General features: G+C 33.9%; 24 protein-coding genes and 1 pseudogene. 18 read left to right on the top strand and 7 right to left on the bottom strand.

The window, feature by feature from the left end; translation table 11 throughout:
- The first annotated feature begins 773 nt into the window (after positions 1 to 773).
- From IPK14_03210 to IPK14_03240, 7 genes and pseudogenes are all read left to right on the top strand, one after another.
- Positions 774 to 965, top strand: coding sequence for a hypothetical protein (locus IPK14_03210; GenBank protein MBK7992440.1), 192 nt, complete (start codon positions 774 to 776; stop codon positions 963 to 965).
- A pseudogene (locus IPK14_03215) lies at positions 962 to 1,309 on the top strand (hypothetical protein). Before IPK14_03210 ends, IPK14_03215 begins: the two are co-directional and overlap by 4 nt.
- Positions 1,310 to 1,465: 156 nt before the next feature.
- Positions 1,466 to 3,901: an IPT/TIG domain-containing protein gene (locus IPK14_03220; protein ID MBK7992441.1), complete on the top strand. Its 2,436-nt coding sequence runs from the start codon at positions 1,466 to 1,468 to the stop codon at positions 3,899 to 3,901.
- 44 nt (positions 3,902 to 3,945) lie between these two features.
- On the top strand, positions 3,946 to 4,317 hold the full coding sequence (locus IPK14_03225; GenBank protein MBK7992442.1) for a hypothetical protein: 372 nt from the start codon (positions 3,946 to 3,948) through the stop codon (positions 4,315 to 4,317).
- Complete coding sequence (locus IPK14_03230; GenBank protein MBK7992443.1) at positions 4,256 to 5,521, top strand: serine/threonine protein kinase; 1,266 nt, start codon at positions 4,256 to 4,258, stop codon at positions 5,519 to 5,521. Before IPK14_03225 ends, IPK14_03230 begins: the two co-directional genes overlap by 62 nt.
- 66 nt (positions 5,522 to 5,587) lie before the next feature.
- Entirely contained in the window at positions 5,588 to 6,082 is a 495-nt protein-coding gene (locus IPK14_03235; protein MBK7992444.1) for an SUMF1/EgtB/PvdO family nonheme iron enzyme, read from the top strand.
- On the top strand, positions 6,079 to 7,086 hold the full coding sequence (locus tag IPK14_03240; GenBank protein ID MBK7992445.1) for a PEGA domain-containing protein: 1,008 nt from the start codon (positions 6,079 to 6,081) through the stop codon (positions 7,084 to 7,086). Before IPK14_03235 ends, IPK14_03240 begins: the two co-directional genes overlap by 4 nt.
- A 502-nt stretch (positions 7,087 to 7,588) precedes the next feature.
- On the opposite strand, the gene IPK14_03245 is transcribed toward IPK14_03240, so the two are convergent.
- The 3 genes from IPK14_03245 to IPK14_03255 all read right to left on the bottom strand — a co-directional run bounded on the left by IPK14_03245 (position 7,589) and on the right by IPK14_03255 (position 10,879).
- On the bottom strand, positions 7,589 to 8,431 hold the full coding sequence (locus IPK14_03245; protein MBK7992446.1) for a hypothetical protein: 843 nt from the start codon (positions 8,429 to 8,431) through the stop codon (positions 7,589 to 7,591).
- Positions 8,432 to 8,810: 379 nt separating this feature from the next.
- Positions 8,811 to 9,650, bottom strand: a complete 840-nt coding sequence (locus IPK14_03250) for a hypothetical protein (GenBank protein ID MBK7992447.1) — start codon at positions 9,648 to 9,650, stop codon at positions 8,811 to 8,813.
- Positions 9,647 to 10,879: a carboxypeptidase regulatory-like domain-containing protein gene (locus IPK14_03255; GenBank protein MBK7992448.1), complete on the bottom strand. Its 1,233-nt coding sequence runs from the start codon at positions 10,877 to 10,879 to the stop codon at positions 9,647 to 9,649. Before IPK14_03255 ends, IPK14_03250 begins: the two co-directional genes overlap by 4 nt.
- A 199-nt stretch (positions 10,880 to 11,078) precedes the next feature.
- Here IPK14_03255 and IPK14_03260 point away from each other — a divergent pair, with 199 nt between their 5' ends.
- The 9 genes from IPK14_03260 (at position 11,079) to IPK14_03300 (ending at position 19,765) form a co-directional block, all read left to right on the top strand.
- The gene (locus IPK14_03260) at positions 11,079 to 11,342 is read left to right on the top strand and encodes a hypothetical protein (GenBank protein ID MBK7992449.1); all 264 of its coding nucleotides are present in this window, start codon (positions 11,079 to 11,081) and stop codon (positions 11,340 to 11,342) included.
- Positions 11,343 to 11,409: 67 nt separating this feature from the next.
- Positions 11,410 to 11,631 carry a hypothetical protein gene (locus IPK14_03265; protein ID MBK7992450.1) on the top strand — a complete coding sequence of 74 codons (222 nt, stop codon included), beginning with the start codon at positions 11,410 to 11,412 and terminating at the stop codon, positions 11,629 to 11,631.
- 115 nt (positions 11,632 to 11,746) lie between these two features.
- Positions 11,747 to 12,724 carry a hypothetical protein gene (locus IPK14_03270; protein ID MBK7992451.1) on the top strand — a complete coding sequence of 326 codons (978 nt, stop codon included), beginning with the start codon at positions 11,747 to 11,749 and terminating at the stop codon, positions 12,722 to 12,724.
- A 178-nt stretch (positions 12,725 to 12,902) separates the two neighbouring features.
- Entirely contained in the window at positions 12,903 to 13,283 is a 381-nt protein-coding gene (locus IPK14_03275) for a hypothetical protein (protein MBK7992452.1), read from the top strand.
- Positions 13,262 to 13,570 (top strand): hypothetical protein, encoded by a 309-nt coding sequence (locus IPK14_03280; GenBank protein MBK7992453.1) that lies wholly within the window; start codon positions 13,262 to 13,264, stop codon positions 13,568 to 13,570. Before IPK14_03275 ends, IPK14_03280 begins: the two co-directional genes overlap by 22 nt.
- Positions 13,571 to 13,739: 169 nt before the next feature.
- On the top strand, positions 13,740 to 14,147 hold the full coding sequence (locus IPK14_03285) for a hypothetical protein (GenBank protein ID MBK7992454.1): 408 nt from the start codon (positions 13,740 to 13,742) through the stop codon (positions 14,145 to 14,147).
- 130 nt (positions 14,148 to 14,277) lie between these two features.
- On the top strand, positions 14,278 to 18,504 hold the full coding sequence (locus tag IPK14_03290) for a WD40 repeat domain-containing protein (protein ID MBK7992455.1): 4,227 nt from the start codon (positions 14,278 to 14,280) through the stop codon (positions 18,502 to 18,504).
- Positions 18,505 to 18,733: 229 nt separating this feature from the next.
- Positions 18,734 to 19,264, top strand: a complete 531-nt coding sequence (locus IPK14_03295) for an IPT/TIG domain-containing protein (protein MBK7992456.1) — start codon at positions 18,734 to 18,736, stop codon at positions 19,262 to 19,264.
- A 36-nt stretch (positions 19,265 to 19,300) separates the two neighbouring features.
- Positions 19,301 to 19,765: a hypothetical protein gene (locus IPK14_03300; GenBank protein ID MBK7992457.1), complete on the top strand. Its 465-nt coding sequence runs from the start codon at positions 19,301 to 19,303 to the stop codon at positions 19,763 to 19,765.
- Between the two features lie 103 nt (positions 19,766 to 19,868).
- Here the strand turns inward: IPK14_03300 and IPK14_03305 are convergent, their stop codons facing one another.
- The gene (locus IPK14_03305; protein ID MBK7992458.1) at positions 19,869 to 20,015 is read right to left on the bottom strand and encodes a hypothetical protein; all 147 of its coding nucleotides are present in this window, start codon (positions 20,013 to 20,015) and stop codon (positions 19,869 to 19,871) included.
- A gap of 200 nt (positions 20,016 to 20,215) precedes the next feature.
- On the bottom strand, positions 20,216 to 20,368 hold the full coding sequence (locus IPK14_03310) for a hypothetical protein (GenBank protein ID MBK7992459.1): 153 nt from the start codon (positions 20,366 to 20,368) through the stop codon (positions 20,216 to 20,218).
- A gap of 254 nt (positions 20,369 to 20,622) precedes the next feature.
- Between IPK14_03310 and IPK14_03315 the strand changes: the two genes are divergently transcribed.
- Together IPK14_03315 and IPK14_03320 are read left to right on the top strand one after the other, a co-directional pair.
- Entirely contained in the window at positions 20,623 to 20,961 is a 339-nt protein-coding gene (locus IPK14_03315) for a hypothetical protein (GenBank protein MBK7992460.1), read from the top strand.
- A gap of 117 nt (positions 20,962 to 21,078) precedes the next feature.
- Positions 21,079 to 21,318 (top strand): hypothetical protein, encoded by a 240-nt coding sequence (locus IPK14_03320; GenBank protein ID MBK7992461.1) that lies wholly within the window; start codon positions 21,079 to 21,081, stop codon positions 21,316 to 21,318.
- Positions 21,319 to 21,538: 220 nt separating this feature from the next.
- Here the strand turns inward: IPK14_03320 and IPK14_03325 are convergent, their stop codons facing one another.
- A complete protein-coding gene (locus tag IPK14_03325; GenBank protein MBK7992462.1) occupies positions 21,539 to 21,766 on the bottom strand; it encodes an SAM-dependent methyltransferase in 228 nt (75 codons plus the stop codon).
- A 187-nt stretch (positions 21,767 to 21,953) separates the two neighbouring features.
- Entirely contained in the window at positions 21,954 to 22,169 is a 216-nt protein-coding gene (locus tag IPK14_03330) for an SAM-dependent methyltransferase (protein ID MBK7992463.1), read from the bottom strand.
- Positions 22,170 to 22,514: the final 345 nt, after the last annotated feature.

Below are 22,514 nucleotides of genomic sequence, written 5' to 3' on the forward strand. Positions count from 1 at the left end.
ATTGATCGCCATTACTCCACTTAACTAACATTACTGTAACATCTTGTGAGTCATCAGACATAGATTAAACCACCCAAATCTGACGTAATTTTATTTCTTATATACAATGAAGTTATTAATCTCCTGCTTTTTTATATGTTTTTTTATAATTTTACGTCGTCTTAGTAGCAAAATAATATTTTTCCATATCTATAAAATAAGTAAAAAATAGCATAAGAGGTTTGTATACGAGTTAAAGTAAAGTCGTTTACTTTTGTTATATTGCTCTTAAGTGCTGCGTTAGTTCCTTTTAATAAATCCATAAATAAATTAATGGGGTTTTAACGCTTGGCAGCTAATACAAATCTACAAAATAGTATTAGATAAGACAACGTCATAATCGGCTAGTAAATGAAGGTAATCGTATTTTTTAACTTTGCTACGGATCTTTCAGACCAAAAACTTATCAGGGAGTGCTTTGGCAATCAGGTAGCAGAATTGCACAAGTTGATCCTGAATTCGGGAGAAGTTCGAGGGAGTCAATCAAGGCTTGATAATGCTAACACAGCTAAACAAGGTAGTAACAGCATTTCTACTTTTGTCACGGTTGCTGAATGTAAATCATCAAATGAATAATTAGGTGATACTAAACAGATAGCAACGGCCAACTTTATCTAAGTAACCCAAAACAACATGTAATAATGAAAGCAAGTAAAGCACTTAGCTCTTCTTAGAAATCTTTGCTGGTGTAAAGATAAAAAGGTGGCATTCAGGATGGTATCAGGAGAAATGCTTTGTTTGCCGGGCCCACAGCAATTGCAATAGATAATAGCGTCAATGGTGGAATTTATATTAGTGATACCTTAAATCATAGTATTCGTAAAATTAGTTTTAATGACCAAGTAGAAACACTTTTAGGGCTTGGCTCACCTGGACTAAATTCATTTGATATAGAAGGAAAAAAGCTCTTTCTAACACTTCATTAAACGGCCCAAGAGGAATTGCTGTTGATTCAAGTGGAAATCTTTATATTGCTGATACAGATAATCATGTAATTTATTTTGCAAATATTTCCAAAAAAGAGCTTTTTTTACTAGCTGGTAAACCTGGCGAAAGCGGAAATAACGATGGAACAGGTCAACAAGCTAGATTTAAGCGTCCTGCTGGAATGGCTCTTAGCTCTGATGGCAAAATATTAACTGTTGCTGATGAAGACAATAACAGAGTTAGACTAATAGAAATTATTCGTAACAATGACCAAGTAGCTACTAATGTATCAACCCTAGGCGTAGCTACTAGTGCAAATAATATAGTTAATAGTCAGTTTTAATAGTAATAATCAAAACCTAGCTATAGGTTTTGATAAACCTTCATCCATTGATTTGATGGTGCAGGAAATCTTTATGTTGTTGATAATACTAGTGTTAAGATTATTACACGCCCATTTAGTCAAAAGGCTGAAGTAATAGAGTTAGCACAACCAAATGTGTCTTTTAATCAAGCTGTTAGCGTTTCAATTACTGGAAATGAAGTTTTTGTACTTGATGCAGAAGCTATTAATGAAACAGAAGCAATTAAAGTTGTTACGGTCGGCGCACCAGAAATTGAAAGCATTACACCAAAATCTGTATCTATGGATAATGGCGCAGTAGTTACTATAAAGGGAAAAAACTTTGCGCCAGAAAGTATTGTTACATTTGCTGATAAAGCTATTGAAAATATAGAAGTAGTTAGTGCTAATGAAATTAAAGTAACTATACTTGCTCAAAAAGCTCCTGGCACTGGTGTTTTAAGTGTCTTAACTAGAGGGGGTTTAGCACAACAAGGTATTAATGTTATAGCTAAACCAGTAGGTGAGCTTGCTGTAGGCGAAATTACTACTATTGCTGGAGGCTTAATTTCTAATGGTGATGGTGGTTTAGCTACAAAAGCAAGTTTATTTGGTATAAGTAGTTTACTTGTTGATAGCAATAGAAATTTATTTATTGCTGATAGCATAAACCAAAGAGTGCGTAAAGTAGATTCACAAACAGGAATACTTACTACTATTGCTGGTGGTGGAACTGCTTTTAGAGATGGGGAACTTGCCCTTTTATCTCAAATAAGACCTGGGGATTTAGCTTTAGACAACAACGGCAATCTATTTATTGTAGATGACTTAACTGCAAGTGTCCGACGTTTAGACTTAACTACTAATATAATTACTACAGTTGCTGGTGGAGAACTTGGTCAAGCTTCTGGTGATGGTGGACTAGCAACAAAAGCTATTCTTGGCGATTTATTTGAAAAAATAAGTATTGCTTTTAGACCTAATGGCAATTTACTAATAGGTGCTAGTAATAGAATCCGAGAAGTAGATAGCAAAACAGGTATTATTACAACAATTGTTGGTACAGGAAATCGAGTATTTTCTGGCGATGGTGGCCCAGCAATTGAAGCTAATATAGCTCCCTCTGATATTGTAGTTGATTCAACAGGTAATATTTTTATTGCTGAATTTGATAATAAACGGATACGTAAAATTGATGCAAATACAGGCACTATTAATACTATTGCAGGTAATGGAAATGGATATACAGGTAGAATAGAGGATAATAGACCTGCAACAGAAGTTGCTCTAACACCAATTTCTTTAGTTTTGGGGCCTAACAATATACTTTTTGCTAATTCACCAGTGTTAGTAAAAATAGATCTAACAACCAATATAATCAATCGTTTAGATTATAAAGATCCAGCTACAATAGATGGTCTAATTCCATCTAATGAATTAGCAATAGATGGTTTAGGAAATCTTTTTATGGATGTTCTTAACAGAATCATTATGTTGCCAATAAACGAAACTCTTATTGAAGCAAAAACTATTGCTGGCAGTAATTTAGTTAATTTGCGTGGAGATGGAGACTTAGCTGTTAATGCTGGTTTAGGTTTTGCTGGTGATGTAGTTGCTGACTCACAAAATAATTTATTTATTTCTGATTTATTGAACGAGGTTGTAAGAAAAGTAGATAGTTCTACTGGGGTTATAAGCACTTTTGCTGGTAGTGGGCCGAAAGTAATTTTTACTCCCAGCCAAGGGGATGGAAAAACAGCTACAGATCCAGATGTTGTTTTTAGCCCAGACTCTTTACAAATAGATAAAAATTCAAATTTGTTAATTTTAGATAGTTTTAATCAACAAATTAGAAACATTAATGCTAATACTCAAATAATCAGCACTATTGCAGGTATTGTTGCAGGTTCTAAGAAAGATGATATAAAAGCTAAAAAAGCAAGCTTAACAAGCCCTATTGATTTAATTGTTGATAGTAATGGCAATATTTTTATTTCTGAAATTAGGCGTATCCGTAAAATAGATGCTAAAACCAAAAAAATTACTACAATTGCTGGTAATGGTAGAGTAGGAGATATTAATAATATTCCTGATAATGTTCCTGCAATATCTGTTGAGATTGCCCCCAGAGAAATAGTTACAGATCCACAAGGCAATATTTTTATTAATGATAGAAATCGGATTCGCCGTATTGACGGGCAAACCAATATAATTACTACAATTGCTGGTAATGGAAAAATAGGTTTTAGAGATGCTGACACACCGCTTAATACTAGTTTAGGAACCGTTTCTGGGTTAGCAATGGATAAAGCAGGCAATATTTTTATTGCTTCATTTGAATTTGTTGAAAGCACATCAGTTTCTGGAGGATTTTTTAATACTCGTATTTGGCGGCTAGATGCACAAAGTGGAAAATTAACAGTTTTTGCTAGTGGTAAAGCTGATGAATATAGTGGGGATGGTGGACAAGTTGCTAATGCTCGTGTTGCTGGCACACCAGTTTTAAGTATTGACGCTGATGGAAATTTGTTAATAGTTTCTACAGATTTACAAACTTTTTCATATGTACGTCTAGTAAAATTATCTAATTAAGTTAATTGATTGTTATTAGTTAATTTTAATCAGAGGTTAAGCAATTGACTCCCGAACATTGGCAGAAAGTAAAATTAATAATTGAAGAAGCTCTTGAATTTCAAGGGGCCAAACAAGAAGAATTTTTACTTTCTGTTTGTGGCGAGGATAAAGAGCTTTATGATGAAGTAAAAAATTTAATTGCTGCTGATGAGGCTGCAAATAGCTTTTTAGAAATTCCTGCACACAAACTAGTTCCTGATAGCGAGTTACACACCAAAAAAATTACGCAAGGAAAAAAAAATAATATTCCTGAATTAAAAATAGGAGAACTTTTTTTAAGTAAATATGAGTTAGTAAAATTAATTGGTACAGGTGGAATGGGCCAAGTTCTATCAAGCACGCCATATAGATTTAGGCACTATGGTAGCAATTAAAGTGCTAAATACCTATTGGACACAAGACGACGATGCAATAGAACGTTTTAAGCGTGAAGCCCGCACAGCAGCTAAACTTGATCATCCCAACACGGTTAGAGTTTTTGATTATGGTGTAGCAGAAAAAACTTGTTATTTGATAATGGAGTATTTAGAAGGTGAAACCCTTCGCAAACGATTAAGTGATAATAAGCAAATGTCTTTAAGCCAAGTTATAGATTTTGCTAAACAAGTTTGTCAGGCGTTATCATTGATTCATAGCAAAGGCGTTGTTCATCGAGACTTAAAACCGGATAATATTTTTTTCCATCAAAAAGATGGACGAGAAGTAGTTAAATTGCTTGATTTTGGTATTGCTAAACTTACCACTTTTACCCAGGGTGGCGCACCACTAACTAATCCAGGAGATATTTTTGGAACGCCACATTATATGTCACCCGAACAATGCCAAGGAAAATCCTTAGATGGACGTTCTGATATCTATTCTTTAGGAATTATTTTGTATGAAATGCTAGCAGGTCGTAATCCTTTTGAAGCTGATAGCACGCTAAGTTTTATGTATGCTCACGTTAATACACCTGCTCCTGATTTAATAGAATTTGCTCCTGATCTTCCTATGGCTCTTTGTCAAGTAGTGATGAAATCAATTGCTAAAGATGTTCGTGAGCGAACTCAAACAGCAGAAGAACTTTGGCAAGCTTTATCTGATACAGCAAATTCTACTATTTCTAACCGTGCTAATCTAGTAACTGTACAAAATAAACTTCCTATAAGTAAATTACCTTCAGTTGCTACAACAGCTAATACTTTAATAGTAAAAAAACAAGAAGAAAAAGGCATTACTACTGATAAGTTATGGAAAATGAATTATTTATTAACAGCAGCAGTAATTGTTGTTGCTCTATCTAGTGGTTTTGGTCTTTGGAGTCTTAGCGAAAAGCTTTCTACATCAGCAACTCCAATAAACACTTCAGCTTCAACAGTTAATAAAAATCTTGAAACGCCAAAAATTTTAACAACTTCAACAAACATACCTGATTTATCTCAATTTGTCCTAATTCCAAGTGCAATGGCAAAAATTGGTCGTGAGTTAACAGATTGTTTAGAAATTCCAGGTTGTAAAATTCCAGATGAAGAAGTTCCAGAACATTTAGTAGAGCTAGAGTCTTATTATTTAAGTAAATATGAAGTGACAAATAAATAGTATCAAGAATTTGTTTTAGATTCCGCCTACACACCACCAGAACATTGGAAAGGTAATAATTTCCCAATCAATACAGAAGATTATCCTGTCACCAAGGTTAGTTGGGAGGATGCTAATAATTATTGTAAATGGAGATCTAAAAAAGATGGAATTTCTTACCGTTTACCAACAGAAGAAGAATGGGAATATGCTGCACGGGGCAACACTAATAATCATTTTCCTTGGGGAAATCTTTGGAAAGAAGGTCTAGCCAATATAGCAGTAGCGGACGAAAACAGAAACCCTTTACCTATAAATCAAGCTCCAAATATTACTACGGATAAAAGCCCTTTTGGAATTTTTAGCATGGCTGGTAATATAAGCGAGTGGACTAGTTCAAGTTTTAGGTTATACCCTAATAGCAATTATAAATTTAAGAAATCAGACCTAGAATGCAAAATTATTCGTGGAGGAAACTTTAGTAATGCAGTTGTAGATTCTCGTACTAGTTCGCGGATTTGGGATCTGCCAAATACTTTGCAAGAAGATCTAGGTTTTCGTTTAGCCGTTTCAGCAAAATGAGTAAAAATTTTTTATCCTGCTTATTTATTATTTCTTTATTTTTTTTCTTGTCACCCTTAACTTTTGCCCAAAAAAAGCCTAGAAAAGTAGAAATTAAAAAAGCAGAAATTAAAGCTCCTGCTTATGGTCAATTAACTGTTTATTCTGCGCCAGAAGGAGCAGAAATTTACATTAATAACCGCTTACAGGGAAAAATATTAGCTGATGGTAATTTAAGTAAACCAATTACACTAAAACCAGGCAAATACCAACTTAGAATTGAACATAGAGAATATTTTCCTTTTAACCAAGAAATTAAATTAGCAGGCGAAAAGCTTCTGCCAATAGAAGCTAAACTAGAAGCTAAATTTGGACTACTTGAATTAAAATTTGCAAAATTTTCTCCAGAAACAGTAATTAAAATTGATAATAAAATAGTTGATAAAGACCTTTTTACTTTATCCCCAGATAATCTTTTACTAGCAAAACTTCCTGTTGGTAAATATAACCTTACAATAGAGTTAGCGGAACATAAAACATTTTCCTCTCCAATTGAAATTTCTGGACAAGCTTTGCAAATTCCTGTAGTTCTGGAAAAAGTTCCAGCTAAATTAAAAATTACTGCTAAACCAAATACACGTGTTTACTTAAATAAAGAACAAATAGGTATAGTTTCTAGCCTAGGTGTACTAGAAGCAACAAGTTTTCTTCGTAATGGTAAATATTTGTTACTTTTAGAAAATAATGGTTTTGAAGCTTATCAAACAATTATTGATCTTGAGGCTGATAAAGAAACTACTCTTACAGTAGACTTAAAGCCTCGTTTAACAAGTGCCGAATTTGCAGATAACTTTGAAGGTGGTTTAAGTCTTTGGAATGCACCTGATTTATGGAAAGCTGAAAATGGAGTGATGACGGTTCAAGGTATTAACAAAATTGGGATGCCAAAAGACCTTTATTACTGCGAAAGTGAAGTAGTTTTGGACTACGACTTTTGGATTCTCTGGGGCAACCTGGATTATTAATGCTCAGGATGAGAAAATTATTATTTATTTTACTTAAATGGCCCTACAGGACAGGCCCCAAACAAATTTCAAGTTTTTCTTTGTCGTGATGGAGTATTAAACTTAAATTCTCCAATTGCTCCATCACTTCCAATTATTCCACCTATAAAAGTAGGTGATTCTTACCGTGTTTATATTAGGCTAAAAAATGGAACTATTGAGCATGAAATCTTATCTGGTGCAACAGCAGAAAAAGTTTCTTTAGGATTTTTTAAGGATCCTAACAATAACTTTCTTTGTGGAAATGTTGGTTTTGCCAGCCCAAGCGGAGAAAAATTTCAAGTTCATGGTTTTGTTAATACGCCCTCAGTTAAAACTGATAGCGCAAAGCAAATTGAATAGTTCTTGGTGAAAGATTTGTGTTTACTGATGAGCCAAAGCTAGGAGATTCAAATATTCTAACTGGCACTCCAAAATGAGTACGATTAAATAAATTAAATGCCTCTAAACGTAGAAATAAATATTAACTATCTGTAATTGCTAACTTCTTAATTACAGCTAAATTTAGTGAAGCAATGCCAGCACTACGAAAAGTGTTGCGTCCAACCGCACCATTACTTGGATTAGCTAAATCTACTGGAGCAAGTAGGGAAACAAAACTAGTATTAGGCTTAAGTTTAATGCGGCTACGACCATTTGAGGAAATTATTAAACCTTCAGTTGTATTAAGTCTGTCAGTTAAATTGCCATCAAAGTTAACATCTACACTGCTATTAACGGTAAAAGGTTGTCCTGTTTGCAAAGTGACAATAGCTGCTAACTCTAAACCAGACAGTATCTTACTAGTTGACAAAGTTGCTAAATTATAATGCACTGCACTTGTAAAACGATGACGAACATCAAAACTAGCACTAGCTCTTTCTGATCTTAAGCCTTCACTTCGTCCTAGCTCATCTTGTGCAACTGCAAAAGAGCCTGCCAATGTATAAATATCTGATACATCATCAATTGCGTGTGAATAGTTATAAGCTAATTGCACAGCTAGACCTTGAGAAAACTTTCTTGTTAGAGATGCTTGTAGGGCGTTGTAATTAGAATTAGCAGCACTTTCAAAAAAGGTTACAGCACCCAAAGAAGAATTTGGACGGTTTAAGGTTGGAATTACTTGAGTTGGAAATCCTGGAATTAATCTAATTCCTACAGAGCTAGATTGTCCTGCATTTGGAGTGCGTACACGGGTTAATTTTCTTCCGCTAGTGCCAACATAAGCCAAAGTTAAAGTGTAACGGTCTAACAAAACCTTTTCTAAAGATAGCGAATATTGATGTAAATAAGAGCTTTTAAGTTTTTTCAGGCAAAGTAACACCAGCACCAAAACCACCTCCAACAGGATCATTTGTTATTACCTGCAATAAAGCTCCAATTGCAGTAATAAATTGATTTGCAGGTAGTCCAATTGTGTTTAATGTGCCAAATTGAATTAGTGGAATATCTAAATTATTTCCAAAACGAATAAATGCAGGATTAGCCGTAAGTGCTTCACTAAAAGAGTACTAGAGCCAAAGTTTACTGGTATAAAATTAGGAAAAGCATTTCTTGATTGATTAACCAATGTTCCTAGAATTGGGTCATAAAATAGCCCATAACCACCACGCAGAGCTAGACGACCTTTTTTGCTCAAATCATAAGCAAAGCTAATACGAGGAGCAAAATTATTGTTATCTGCTTCATAGTTTTTTTGACGGTTAGCTAGAATATCTCTTTGTGCTGCAAAGGCTACGCAGAAAAACTTGTGCTGTAGGGCGGTTGGGATCAAATGGCGGAAGTTCAGAATCCATAATAGTTAAAGAGCGTTCTAAACGTCCGGTTGCATCTGTTGGGACACTATTTCTTTCATATCTTAGACCAAGCTCTAAAGTTAAATTTGGTCGCACTCTCAGTTGACTATGAATAAAAAAGTTAGTTTCTGTAAAACGTAGTGCAAGCGTTGAATCTGGCACTATTGCTAGAGCCTGGGAAATATCAGCAGGTAGACCAAAAGCGGCAAAGTCGGCTCCTGTGCCAACGGTTAAACCTTGTCTTGGACGGTTGATAAAGCCTGAGTTAAAAGCTATTTGAGTTCTATAATTACGGTCTAAAAAGCTGTTAAGCTGTACTCGGCGAATATCTAAACCAAATTTTAGAGACAGCATTCCTTTTGTTATTGCTGTTGTGTTAGCAAATTGAAAAGAGTTATTAACCCGACCTTGGGGAAAAGAATCTGTATCAATTCCTATTGGGCTAAATGGAGCAAGTAATATTCTTCCAATAGGGCCGGTTCGTCCGTCTGCTTGTCCATCTGCATTAAGATCTTGTCCAGTTGATCCAGATTGGAAAATAAATGGACTATCAGCTAATTCTTGAAAACTTAGCGCGGTACGTCCATAAGAAAACCTGGATTGATTAGCAATATTTTCACTTAAATCTATGCTTAAAGCTAAAGCTAGGTTTTGAGTCCTAGTTTTTGCTTGAATGCTTGAATTAATCGCCTGATCAACTGTTGGAATAGTTGTTTTATCATCAGTAAAATTATAACGAGCTGTCAAGTTTGAAACTTTATTTTCAATAGGCAATCGGTAATCAGCTTTAATTGCAAAAGAGTCCCACGCCCGCTAGCTGCTAAAATTTTAGTTAAAGTATTTTCTTGATAAGGCCCTCCTACATTATTAGGTAAAGGATAAAAATTTCGATCAAGTACATCTAAACCTAGTTTGCTAGAGCGTCTTGCTAGATTTAAGCTTCTAGAACGCTCCAGAGTTGTTGGAACAGAAAAATGTTCTTCCTGTACACGATTAATGCTTTTATGTTCAAAATTAGCAAATAAATTTAGTTTGTTGGCAATTAATGGAAAACCTATTGCTGCACCAATTTGATTACGTGTAAAAGGGTTTTTCTTTGGGTTACTTTCACTAGAAAAGTCAAAAAAATCACGAGCACTAAGGGCAGAATCAGTAAAAAAATTATAAATTTCGCCGTTTATTTTATTGCTACCTGAACGACTAACAATATTAATTTGTCCACCTGTGTTTCGTCCAGCTTCAGCATTAGAAAGTAGTGTGGAGATTTCAAATTCTGTTAGGCTTTCTGCTGTCTGGCTAGCAACTAAAGTAAAACCTTGACGACGAACACCAACATCTTGATCGTTATTGTCTGAACCATCAATTGTAAAATTATTAGCTCTAGCTCTTGCACCATTAACGGAAAATTGTCCTGCTGTTACAACTCCAATGCCAGGGCCGCTAACACCATTAGTTGTTGGTGCTGGTAAAACACCAGCTACTAGTAAAGCAAAAGCATCAAAGCTACGAATTCCTGTTAAGGGAAGAGCAGTAATAAATTCAGCTGTAGCACTACCACGCAAAGTAGAATCAGCAATATTAGCTTGCAAGACCCCAGCAATATTTTGTGGGACGGTGACAGGTTGGGGAAGGCTAACAGGAATAAGCTGTATTGGGGGCGGTTTAATAACTTTTTCTCGGTTTACTTCTGCAACAAATCTTTCAATTATATTTGATTTATAACCTTCTTTTTCTGCTTCAATACGGTATTCTCCAGCAGGTAAAAAATCAATACGATAAATGCCTTGCAAGTCTGTTTTTTTAGCATAAACAAAACCATTGCTTAAATGTGTTACTCTTACAACTACACCAACTAAAGGAGTTAAGCTTTCGTCAATTACTCGCCCAGAAAGCGTTCCTGTGATGGTTTGCCAAGCTAGCACTGGAGCACAAAGAATAAGTTGAAACAATAGCAAAAATGAAATATAAGACTTCAAAATTACCCCCTAAAAATGTTATTTTATTATTATTATTTTAGTTATAACAGTAGACGCGTAAACTATTTACGTTTTCTATCTTTTATTGTCCAATAAAAACTCTTATAAAGATAAATTTGTAATAAAGATTTTCCTGTTTTTGGCCGATGCTGCCAAAAGAGCTAAAATCAATTTGATAGTGATAATGGAGATACAATAAATGGATTTTAATGAACAGTTTAACAAATCATATCTTTTTTCAACTCTTTATCATGAAGTAGGTCAATTTTTTGAACCACAGGAAATAGTTGATTATCAGGAAATCATCCAGAAATTAGCCTTCAAGAAACAATATCAGCAACTATGGGAATTGGTATTTCAAGTTCCTTTTGGATGGTCAAGTGAAATACTAGAAATATTAGAGTCAAACCATTATCAACCGTTAGATGGAAGCGAAGTTTTTTCAAAACTTTGCTTTCTGTAAAAAATCCTGTGATAGTTGGATGCCATAAAGTAAACTCTTGAGAGAAAAAAACTCAGGAGGATGAAAAATGGCAAAGATAAAAATAATGCTAGAAAATAAAGAAGGCAAGCAAATAGGGGAAATGCAAGAGTATGAGTTGGAAGTAGGGCAAGGAAGTTTGTTAGAAATAGAGGCAGCAGTGGAAAAATTCAAAAGAAGCAGTTTGCCAAAAATAGAACAAGAGTTAATGATAGAGGCACAAGAGCAAGAAGTAAAAAAAAAGCGAATTAAAAGTAAATGGAACAAGTGAAATAGAAATCAAAACCCTACATGGAAAATTTAAGTTCAAGGTACAAAGGTTTGATAACGGAGAAGATTACTTAAGCATAACAGGGCAATGCAAGAATGGATACGTAAGTGATGGATTGGCAGAATACGCGGCATATTATAGTAATCGCTTGAGTTATGAAGAAGTAGAAAAATTAATCAAAAGAAACACAGGACAAAAGTTGTTAAGCGATCAAGGGATATGGTTAATGGTAAAAGCAAAAGCAGAAGAGATAAGCCAAGCCCAACAACAGATAGTTACTCAAAGATTAAAGAAAGGAAAAATGCCAAAAATAGAAACACGAGTAAATATTTATGATGCAAAAGCAGAAGAAGTGTTGATATTTGATGATGGGATTATAGTTAAAGAACAAAAAGCCAAACGAGATGGCAAAGAAGTTGAGCAAAAAACTAGAGTCAATACAGATATAGTAATGTTAGAGCAAAAAGATGGCTCATATCGTTACCTAATAGCAGGAACTGATAAAAAAGCAAATGAATTAGTAAGTTTAGAAGAAGTAGTAAAAAGTGAGCTAATGATTGAGTATTCAAGGCGCAGATCTGCCTTACCTATAGTGGCAATAACAGATGGGGCAAAGAGCATTCGTAATAGTTTGCAGCTAATTTTTGGCACAACAATTACTATAATCTTAGATTGGTATCATCTTGAGAAGAAGGTTTATGAGCTTTTTTCTATGATTGGACGCAATAAAGAAGAAAAACTCCATCATCTGAATTTTATTTTTCCCTTATTGTGGAAAGGTCACATTAGTGAAGTAATTTTTTATCTTCGCAATGAAGTTAAGGCTAGAAACTCTATAAAATTAGAAGAGTTGATTTCTTATCTTCTTAAGCACAAGGCTGAAATTATTGACTATGAGCGTCGCAAGCAGGCTTCTAAGCCTATTGGCTCTGGTCGTATGGAAAAGGGCGTTGATCAGGTTATTGGCAAACGCCAGAAAGACAACTCTATGTCTTGGTGTTCTTCTGGTTCTAAGTCTTTGGCTATTTTAAAGGTCGTTGAGCTTAATGGTGAGTGGGATTCTCTTTGGAATCTTCCTTCTATTGCTGCTTAACCACAGGATTTTTTACAGAAAGAATCTTTGTAAATTACACCAGCAAATAGATGGTAATCTAGTTTTACCTCTTTATAAATCTAGCCAGAATTTTGAATGTATTGGAGAACTGAGAAACTCGCAAATTTCCCCTAGTACAGGATTGCTTGCTATTCATCACGGCTACAAAGGGGAAATTTTGTCTATTTTTGATTGGAAAACAGGTGTTTCTAAAGCTCAAATCAACAGCAAAACATACCTCTCTTATTTTTCTTTTTTTCCCAATAGTGGATTGCTTGTGATAATTGAGGAATACAGCCAAATTCATTTGGTAAATATATTAACTAGAGAGCATTTTCCACCATTAGTAGATCCAGATGATACAAAAGAACTATCAAAATCAAGAATAAACCAAATTGCTTTATCTAGCGATGGCAAGTTATTGGCTACAGGTAGTGATTATTCTATAAAAATTTGGGATTTGGCTATAGGTAAATATAGTAGAAAAATAAAGTGGACTGACAAAAAAGGTACAAAACGAAATCCTCATGGTGGTACATGGAGGCACAACCTCAACTAACACAACTGCTTTTTTCTTCAGATAATCAATTATTACTTACTGCTGGAGACCAATTTGACCGAAATATTAAACTCTGGAAAGTCAAAACGGGAGAATGTTTTTTAACCCTAGATTTTTCTGGTATTGTTGGATCAGTATGTTTTACACCTAATAATAAATACTTAGTTGCTACTACAATTGATTATGGTACTTTTACGTATAAAAATAATAGTAGATTGATAGTTTGGGATCTAAAGACAGGAGAGTGTAAGGGTCAAATACAGTGTGACACCATATTTCTGCTCTAACGCTCTTGTCTGATGGGAAAGAGTAATGACTACTGGCATTACTGGTTCAAAAGATATTTATAGTTCAATTGGTAATCAGGAATTAGAAAAATAGAAAGAATAAGTGTTTGGGAAATTGACCCTTTAAAAACAACAATCAACTTCTACTCATCAACGCAGAGATGGAATAGTGACACAGTTTAGTTTTGAGTCAAATAATCAGGGTATTATTACTCATTGCAAAAATGAAAGAAAACCTCCCATTCTTAGGGTTTGGGAATCATTAAGTAAAATTCCATTAGCTCATATGGATAGAAGTTATCTAACAAGAGTTCAAACTCAATTGGAACTTTGTCAAGATTCTGATAAAGAAATATGGCAGTTTTTAATATGCTTGCTTGAATATAGTTTGCGTGCTGAGTTTGAACTTAAGTTAAAGCCAATAATTGATAGTGCTTATGTAGGAGATAATAAATGTTTAACAGAACTAGCAAATCTTCTTAATGATAATAATGAGTATATTAAACAGCTTGCTTCTAAAGTGTTGGCTAACTTAGAGAACAAACGGGCTATTGATGAGTTGTCGGCTGATAATTGAACAACAATCACTAGCTTTAATTGAGATTGCTATTATTAAAGGTTATTTACCAACCGATGAATCATTATCATAGGACTTTTTTATTTATTAACTAAGCAATTTTGAAGCTTATCTAAAAATTGATCCTGAATTGCAACAACTATTCTCGCTTTACAATAATCTTGACAAGAAAAAACAACAAGCTATAGCTTCACTAATAAAAGATAGTAAAGATTTAAGGTTTGCCCAATTTATTGAATTTAATTCTGCTTCAAATCTAGCCACTCGATCAGATAAAGAATGGCAAACTCTAATAGAATTAAAAATACAAAACCAATTGTTTGATGATTTGTGGAAATGGGTTTTTCAAGCACCTCCTAGATGGTCAAGTGAGATTTTAGCTGCACTTGAAAAGGCAAATTTTCAGCCATCAGAAATTTCTGATCAGGAATTATTCCAACAACTTTCTCAATTACGTCCAGTTAGTGGTAAAAACTTAACCTTTTTTACTATCTCTTCATTACATGAATTAACGGGTAACTGGTTTAATCCAAGTCTGGCAATTTCTCCTGATGGCTCAATGCTAATTATAGGAAACGATAGAGGAGCAGAAGCACAAATTTGGAAAATACCTGAATGGAAGTGCTATGCCACTTTTTGTGGAGCAAGTGAATCAATGGCATTTTCTGCAGATGGAAAAACACTTGCCACAGCAATTAGCCGTGATTATTATAATTTAGATGTTTGGGATCTTTCCAAAATAGAACTTAATCAACATTCCTTAAAAAATTGTTACAAATGCAGTAAAGTTTGTGAAGGAAAATTTTGCCAATATTGTGGTTCTCCTAGCCCAGAGGCACCACAGTTACAAAAGTCTTCTCACAAAACAACAATGAAACTACCTGCTGGGATTGCCTTCTCGCCCGATTGTAAAATTTTACTAGCTATTTCACCTAACAAAACTGTTGAATTAATAAATACTACTACTTGGCACCGTCAAACTAAATTTAAGATAAATGAATGCTACAATTGTGCTATTTCTCCAAATTTTCGCTTTTTAGCCACAGCAGGTGATTTAAGGTTTTGGGATTTGAAAACAGGTAACGCCTATCCAGTATTAATGCCCCATACTAGCGTAGTAGCCTTTTCTCCAGATGGATCTATTTTGGCTACAGGTCATTCAGCAGAAGCAAGACTTTGGGATGTTGATACTCAAAAATGTATAGATATTCTTAGAATTCCTGATAGTGCGTCTCTTAATCTGGTTTCATCAATAGCAATATCAAGTAATAAGTTATTGGCTCTTAGTCAGCAACAAGGAAACAATATTTTTATTTGGGACTTAATTAGCCAACAGATTAAAGTTAAACTTGAGCATTCTGAACAAGTCAAAAAGTTGCTTTTTTCACCAGATAGTAAACTACTTTTTGTAGTTGGTAGTTCTCAATTAAAGGTTTGGAAACTAACATATTTTGATTCTCTACCACTCTCATCAATGACAGAAACAGAGATAAAACAAGTAGCTTTATTAAGTCAGTGTAAACCAAATATAGATTTGATTAATTGGAAATTTGTTGCAGCATTACTTGGTAATCGAATTCAATCTTTTGTAGAAGTTGATTCTGATAAAGAATCAATTCCGCAATATCAAATAATACAGACTAAAAATACTAATTTTATTGATTGGCGAGCAGTAATTGCTAAGCTAAAACAGTCAAAAGAATTTGATAAATTATGGCCTCTTGTTTTTGAAACACCTGTCCATTTGGCAGCAGAAATTGTTGACTGGCTAAAACAATGTAATTATCGGCCTGTTAATGAGCAAGATCGTAAAAACTTTGAAAAATTATCTTCACTAATTCCTGATCAAAGCCAACTTCCACTATACACACCTTTGCCAGTTTTTCGTAAAAGCCTTAGAGCCTGCCCAACAATAATTTCATCAGATAACAAAATAATTGCTACATTGGATTATCAAGGTAAGCTTTCTTTATGGGATGCAGAAACTAATGAACACATAGCAACTTTGTCAGGTCATAAACACATAATTAATAAAGCTTTATTTTCTCCAGACAATAGCAAAATTGCAACTAGTGAACATTGGACAGTTTCTCTTTGGGATCTAGTTGCTCAGAAATGGAAATGGAAAATAGATAGATTTGAAGCTACAGAAGAATCTGCAGAAGATCCGTTTTATGGCATCAAAATTCATTATGAAGAGTTAGATTATCTAGTCTTTTCTCCTAACAGTAAAATTATTGCCATTTGGAGCCGAAATAAAGCTATTAGTCTTTATGATACTGATACTGGCAAACTTTTATGTTATTTAACTAAGACAGAAAGTGTATTTAAAGTATCTTTTTCACCAGATAGTTCATTATTGTTGCTAAAAGCTTTTAGAAATATTCAAATTTGCCAGACAACTACAGGTAAGCTTTATGCTCCTTTACTTATAGAATGTAATACATTTGCATTTATACCAAACACTAACTTTTTAATAATTCAAGAAAAAACCAAAATTTCCCAATGGGATTTAAATAATGGCAAAGAATGCATTAAAGTCAAAGAGCTTGAAATAAAACCATTACTCTATGATTGGATTATTTTTTCAAAAGATAATAATTCATTTGCTTTAATAGATCGCAACTTAACAGTTCAAATTTATAATTTAGCCTCTTTCCAGTTGCAATCTGTTACTACCACTTCTGAACTTTATCAATCTGCTTTATGGGCTAATCCTTCAATTACTGAGCATAATTTTGTTAATACTTTTCCTTTTACAATGCAACTACTTAATCAAGAGCTTATTTATTATCCAAAAAGAAAAGAACAAGAATTGTATGATCATCTTTGTGTAGATTCTGATAAACACTCAGCAAATTCTTATTTTTTAAGATTAGATGGTCAAGAGTATTTGCCTAATCATCTTACACTTTCCCCTGATTACACTATGTTGGTGTTGGGAACAGAGAAATTTTTACATTTGTGGGATCTAAATAATGGTACCTGCAAGCTTACTTTAGCTGTGAATAGAGCAAAATCAGAAGTCTTTATTGGTAGTAATCTTTTAGCTACATTCAGTAAAAGATTACAGATATGGGATATAAATACTGCTTGTTTACAGTTAGATTTTCCTATTGATGAAAGACAAATGGTAAAGCTTTGGCCTGATAGTAAAAACATAATAATAACCAAAGAAACTAAATTTGAACGTTGGAATATTGATAGGCTGGATTATAAATCTATTAAGCAGGAATCTCTTTACTCGATTTTTTTTAAATCAAATGATGAAAGATTTTTGGTAACTTTACAAAAAAATAATAGTATAAAACTCTGGGATCTTTATTTAGAGAAATGTCTACTTACTATTGGAGATTGTTCTCCAAATGATTTTAATTGCTGGTTTTCGTCTGATAATCAACTTTTTTGGGTTTTGCCAAAAAGCTTTAAATTACATATTTACAACATAGAAACAAGCGAACTTAGAATTTGGGAACATAAGAAAGAAAATTATGGACATACACTTTCTCCTGATGGTCAACTACTTGTTATTTGGGGTATCAGCAATTCTTTCTGGCTTTGGCGGTTATCAACAGGAGATTGTCAAGAATTTTCTTGGTCAGAAAATGGCATTACAGAAGAAGTTTATGGCAGACCAAAAAATCAAGGCTGTGTTAGGGTTAAGTGGTTAAGTAAAGTAGGGGTATTTTCTCCTTGTAGCAAAAAGATAGCTTTTCAGACAGAAGTATTTGAGGATAACACTCATAAAACAACCCGGTTTAACACTTATATTTGGGATATTGTTTCTGGACGTGGCACAAAGGTATTAAATCAAAAGTTATGTTCTTTAGATTTTTCTACTTCACCATTTTCTTTTGATAGCAAATGGCTTGGCACAATTAATTCGGTAAATGATACTACTTTATCTCTTATTGATGTAAATGATGCGAAAAATTCTTTTTCCTTAAATGTAGGATTTCAAATTAAAGGGGTTATTTTTAGTCCAGATAATCAAACTATTGCTATTTCAGGAGAGCAAGATGTCCAAATTCTTGTGAATGGAAAAACAAAGTTAAAGCTTAAAGACCATACACTTTTTTCAAAATACGGCTCAGATATAGCTCAATTAAATAAAGCTAATTTTGTAGGATTACCAAATATTTCAATGTTTTCAATTAGTGGAAAGGTTCTTGCTGTTTGGGAGACTAATGGAAAAATTATTAATATTTATGATATTGATAGTTTACAACCAATCGCCAAACTAAATGATTGTGGCTCAATTTATTTATTTACTTTTCTCCCAAACAATAAAGCTATTGCTCTTAATAGCGATTTTACGGTACTTGTTTGGCAAGAAAATGATTTTAGAAAAGGTTAATGTTTTGTAAGTGCTAACGGTATTTTCAGAATTTTCGGAAAACCTTTAAGAAAGCTGATAGAGTTTTTAATTTTTTTGCGCGTCCCTAAATGAAAACAAATAATTTTATTTAGGGAGATAGTTTAATGAAGTCAAGCAATATGTTATGCAATTATCGTCTACAAGTCTTTGCTTTCCTTTTAATATTGTTTAGTGCTTTTCAATTGTAACACAAGATTCTTATAATAAAGTGTATGCACAGCAACAAAGTTCAGTACCAGAAATTAGCCAAGTTAGTGAAACTTCTTTTAGAATGGATAGTCTTTCAGAAGTAGTTATCAATGGACGTAATTTTACTAATGATAGTTTAGTGATTTTTGGAGATCAATTAGTTAAAAACTCAACCATTAGTTCTACACAAATAAGGTTTGGCTTGCCTGCACAAAATTTTGCAGGAGTAAAAACACTTTCTGTTATTACTCGTGCAGGCATAGCACAACAAGAAATAAATATTACAGCTAAACCAGTATCAGAATTAGCTGTAGGTGAAATAACAACTGTAGCAGGTGGAACATTTTCTTATGGTGATGGGCAAATAGCTAGTAAAGCTAATATAGCTGGTGTCGAAACGGTATTGTTTGACAAAGCTGGCAATATTTATTTTGCAGATACTTTTGGCGGTAGAGTTCGCCGCATTGACGCACAACAAAAGTTGTTACAACTGTTGCTGGAGGGGAAAAGTAGCGGAAGATGGACAATTAGCTTTACTTTCAAGTATTGACCACGTGGACTTGCTTTAGATAATACTGGTAATCTATTGATTGCAGATGATTTAACAAAATCTATCAAACGAGTTGATATATTAACAAACGCTATTAACACATTAGCTGGAGGTATAGAAGGCCCTGCATTTGGGGATGGCGATTTAGCTATAAAAGCTTCTTTAGGTAAATTGGTTTCTGATGTAGCAGTTGATCAAAACAACAATATTTACATTGCTACAGAAGGTCGAATCCGTCGAATTGATGCTAAAACGGGGATCATCACAACTTTTGCAGGTAATGGTGAAAAATTGTTCTCTGGTGATGGTGCATTAGCAACTAATGCTGGACTAGGTGAATTCAAAATTGCAGTTGATCAAAGAAATCTTTTTTTTTATCAACTGAAAATAATAGAAGTTAGAAAAGTAGATCAACAACAAATATTATTACAACTATTGCTGGTAATGGAAAAAGTCCTTTTGGGTCTAGCAATCCACTTGGGGATCGTGATGGAAAATTAGCTACAGAAATTCCAATTTCTCCTTTTGCACTTTCACTAGATAAAGATAGTAATTTAATAATTATTGGTGTAGGGTTTGGCAAAATAGATTTTCAAACAGGTATTTATAATGAATTACAAACTAAATTTGTAGGTGCTAAAGATGATGGATTACTAATTAGTGGAGGAATAGCAGTTGATGCTAATGGCAATATTTTAATTAGTTCACAAACAGCTTTACTCTTAAGGGATGCTAGTACAGCAGAAGGCATTACTCAAATTATTGCTGGTAATAGACGGGTAAATTCTCGCGGAACTGAAGGACAAGCTAGCAATGCTTCTATTGGCTTGGCACTATCAGCTGTTAGTGATCCAGTAGGAAACTTATTTGTTGGGATCTCCAAAACAACCTTATTTATAAAATAGATGCAACTACAGGAAATTTATTAACTGTTGCGGGTTCAGGCCAAAACTAATTTTTTAACAGTGGCGGTGGTGATGGAAAAGTTGCTACTGACTCAGACGTATCTTTTGCACTAACTAATATTACTGTAGATAATTCAGGAAATATTTTTATTGTAGATAGTCTTGATGAGCGTGTCCGTAGAGTTGATGCACGTACCAAAATTATTACAACTGTTGCAGGTGCTTTTAGTCAAAGAATGGTTGCTGATGGTGAACTTGCACGGCTGGAAGTATTGAGCGTCACAGATGCTTTGGTAGATGATCAAGGTTAATTTGTTAATTTCAACAGGTGGGCGTATTCGCCAGTAGATGCTAGAACTAATATCATTACTACAATTGCTGGTACAGGTCAAAAGGTTCTAGCGGCGATGGAGGGTAGCAACTAAAGCAACAATTTTCCCAACTGCTTTGGCAATGGACAGTAATAAAAATGTTTTCTTGGTAAATAATGACCGCATTCGTCGAATTGATGCTAAAACCAATATTATTACTACGGTTGCTGGAAATGGGGAAACACGCTTTAGCGGTGAAGGTGGACTAGCTACTAATGCTGGACTAGGTTTTGTTTCTAATGTAAGTATTGGCGCAGATGGAGACTTGTTTATTAGTGCAGTTGATTTTGACCCTCAATCATTTAGAACTACTCAACGCATTTGGCGGGTTGATTCACAAACAAACGTTATTTCTAACTTTATTAGCGGTGATGAATCTATAGCTAAAGGTGATGGCGGCCAAGTTTCACAAGCAACCTAAGTGGTTTTGGTGGTAGGGTATCTGCTGATAAAGATGGTAATTTATTAATTAGCACTTTTTTCTGACGCTTCTTCTAATGTCCGTTTTGTTAAACTTTCAGAAAATGTTAGAAGCACTATGCAAATAGTTGCAGGTAGTGTTAGTTATCAAAAACAAGTTTTAACAATTAATGGTCGTGGTTTTGATGATGACACTAAAGTAACAATTAATGGTAAAGATGTAACAAGCTTAATGATGAACAAATCAGAAGATAAGCTTGATCTTCGAGGAAGTCGTAAGCAATTAAACCTTAGTAAAGCTAAAAATGAATTAGTAATTACTAATGCAGTAGGTGGTAGTTCAAGAATTTCTTTCTAAATTTTGTTTGGTGAAGGTGAATAAAGGGCAGTCTTTCGAGGCTGCCTTTTATTTTGTAACTTATATTTAATTTCTTTTGATTTTTCTGGACTAGCACTTTGAAATGATCACTAATGCCACCAAGTATAAAGAAGTTTTTAAGGCCAGTCGAGTTTTTAATGACTTAAAACTATCAGGATCTTGTGTTATTAATTGCTCTAGCCGTTCTAGTAAACCTAACTTAATTAAAAAAATCTGCTTGCCTAGTAAAAACCAAGTTTTCTAGCCCAAATTCTTGTCCATAATAAATTAATGCAGAAAAATTTACATCAGAAGTGACATCTTGTTCTCCAATATTTTCAAAAACTTGAGTCTTAAGTTTATGTTTAGAAAAACATTTTATTGTTCCTGTTAAATTTTCTGGGCTATAAAGATGATCTGACAAATCACCACAATCAATAGTAATTATAAAGCCTTCTACTAGTGAGTTAACAAGGGTTTTAAAGCCATTTCACAGCATCTAAAATTAATTTCAATTATTTGATTTTCTATTAATTCAATTTTTAATTTTCTTAAGTATTCTTCTAGTTCACCGTTTTAGCCTTTTTTGCCAAAGGGTTTTAAGCTCTCGCCATCGCTATTTAAGTGGAAGCTCTTCATAGCTTACCTTTGGAAAACTGCACTTTGTGAACTGCAAAAGCGTCCAAAACTTCACTAGCAATAATAATTGCTGTTTGAGGATTTTCTTGTAACTCATTGTAATTTAACCATTTAACCGGCCCAGAAATGGAGCAAGTTTTCTTTTTGTAGTGTTTGCATTGTGGGGCTGATTTCGCAAACCGTGTATTGAAGGTTATTTGCCTGAGGAAAATTTTCTGTAATTAAACTATAAATAATATCAAAAGCAGTTGTCCATGCTAGCACCTATTTCCTAAAATATTGATTTTCTGGAGTTGAATCTAATTGTTTATAAAGCCGTAAACATTCTTTAGATAGCAATGCTCCAAAGCTAGCATCAACGTTTGCTGATGTGTAATAATCGCCACGCACACCAATTTTTCTTTATCATTAAAATAATAGCCTAAATTTTTATGATAAAGTGCTGTGTGCATAAACTCGTAAAGGTAATAGCACCAGTGTTTTTATTTGCTCAGTTAGTTTTGCTGATAGCTCAGTCACTAAGCAAAATAGAATATAGAATTATTGCCATTTTGCCC

This window comes from Blastocatellia bacterium (assembly GCA_016713405.1).
GTDB lineage: Bacteria > Acidobacteriota > Blastocatellia > Chloracidobacteriales > JADJPF01 > JADJPF01.

Bases quoted from the DNA above. Each gene is read 5' to 3' on its own strand.
- IPK14_03315 (MBK7992460.1), top strand. From the start codon at position 20,623: ATGGACAGTAATAAAAATGTTTTCTTGGTAAATAATGACCGCATTCGT.
- IPK14_03240 (MBK7992445.1), top strand. From the start codon at position 6,079: ATGAGTAAAAATTTTTTATCCTGCTTATTTATTATTTCTTTATTTTTT.
- IPK14_03320 (MBK7992461.1), top strand. From the start codon at position 21,079: ATGCAAATAGTTGCAGGTAGTGTTAGTTATCAAAAACAAGTTTTAACA.
- IPK14_03280 (MBK7992453.1), top strand. From the start codon at position 13,262: ATGGAGGCACAACCTCAACTAACACAACTGCTTTTTTCTTCAGATAAT.
- IPK14_03265 (MBK7992450.1), top strand. From the start codon at position 11,410: ATGGCAAAGATAAAAATAATGCTAGAAAATAAAGAAGGCAAGCAAATA.
- IPK14_03260 (MBK7992449.1), top strand. From the start codon at position 11,079: ATGGATTTTAATGAACAGTTTAACAAATCATATCTTTTTTCAACTCTT.
- IPK14_03305 (MBK7992458.1), bottom strand. From the start codon at position 20,015: ATGCCTTCTGCTGTACTAGCATCCCTTAAGAGTAAAGCTGTTTGTGAA.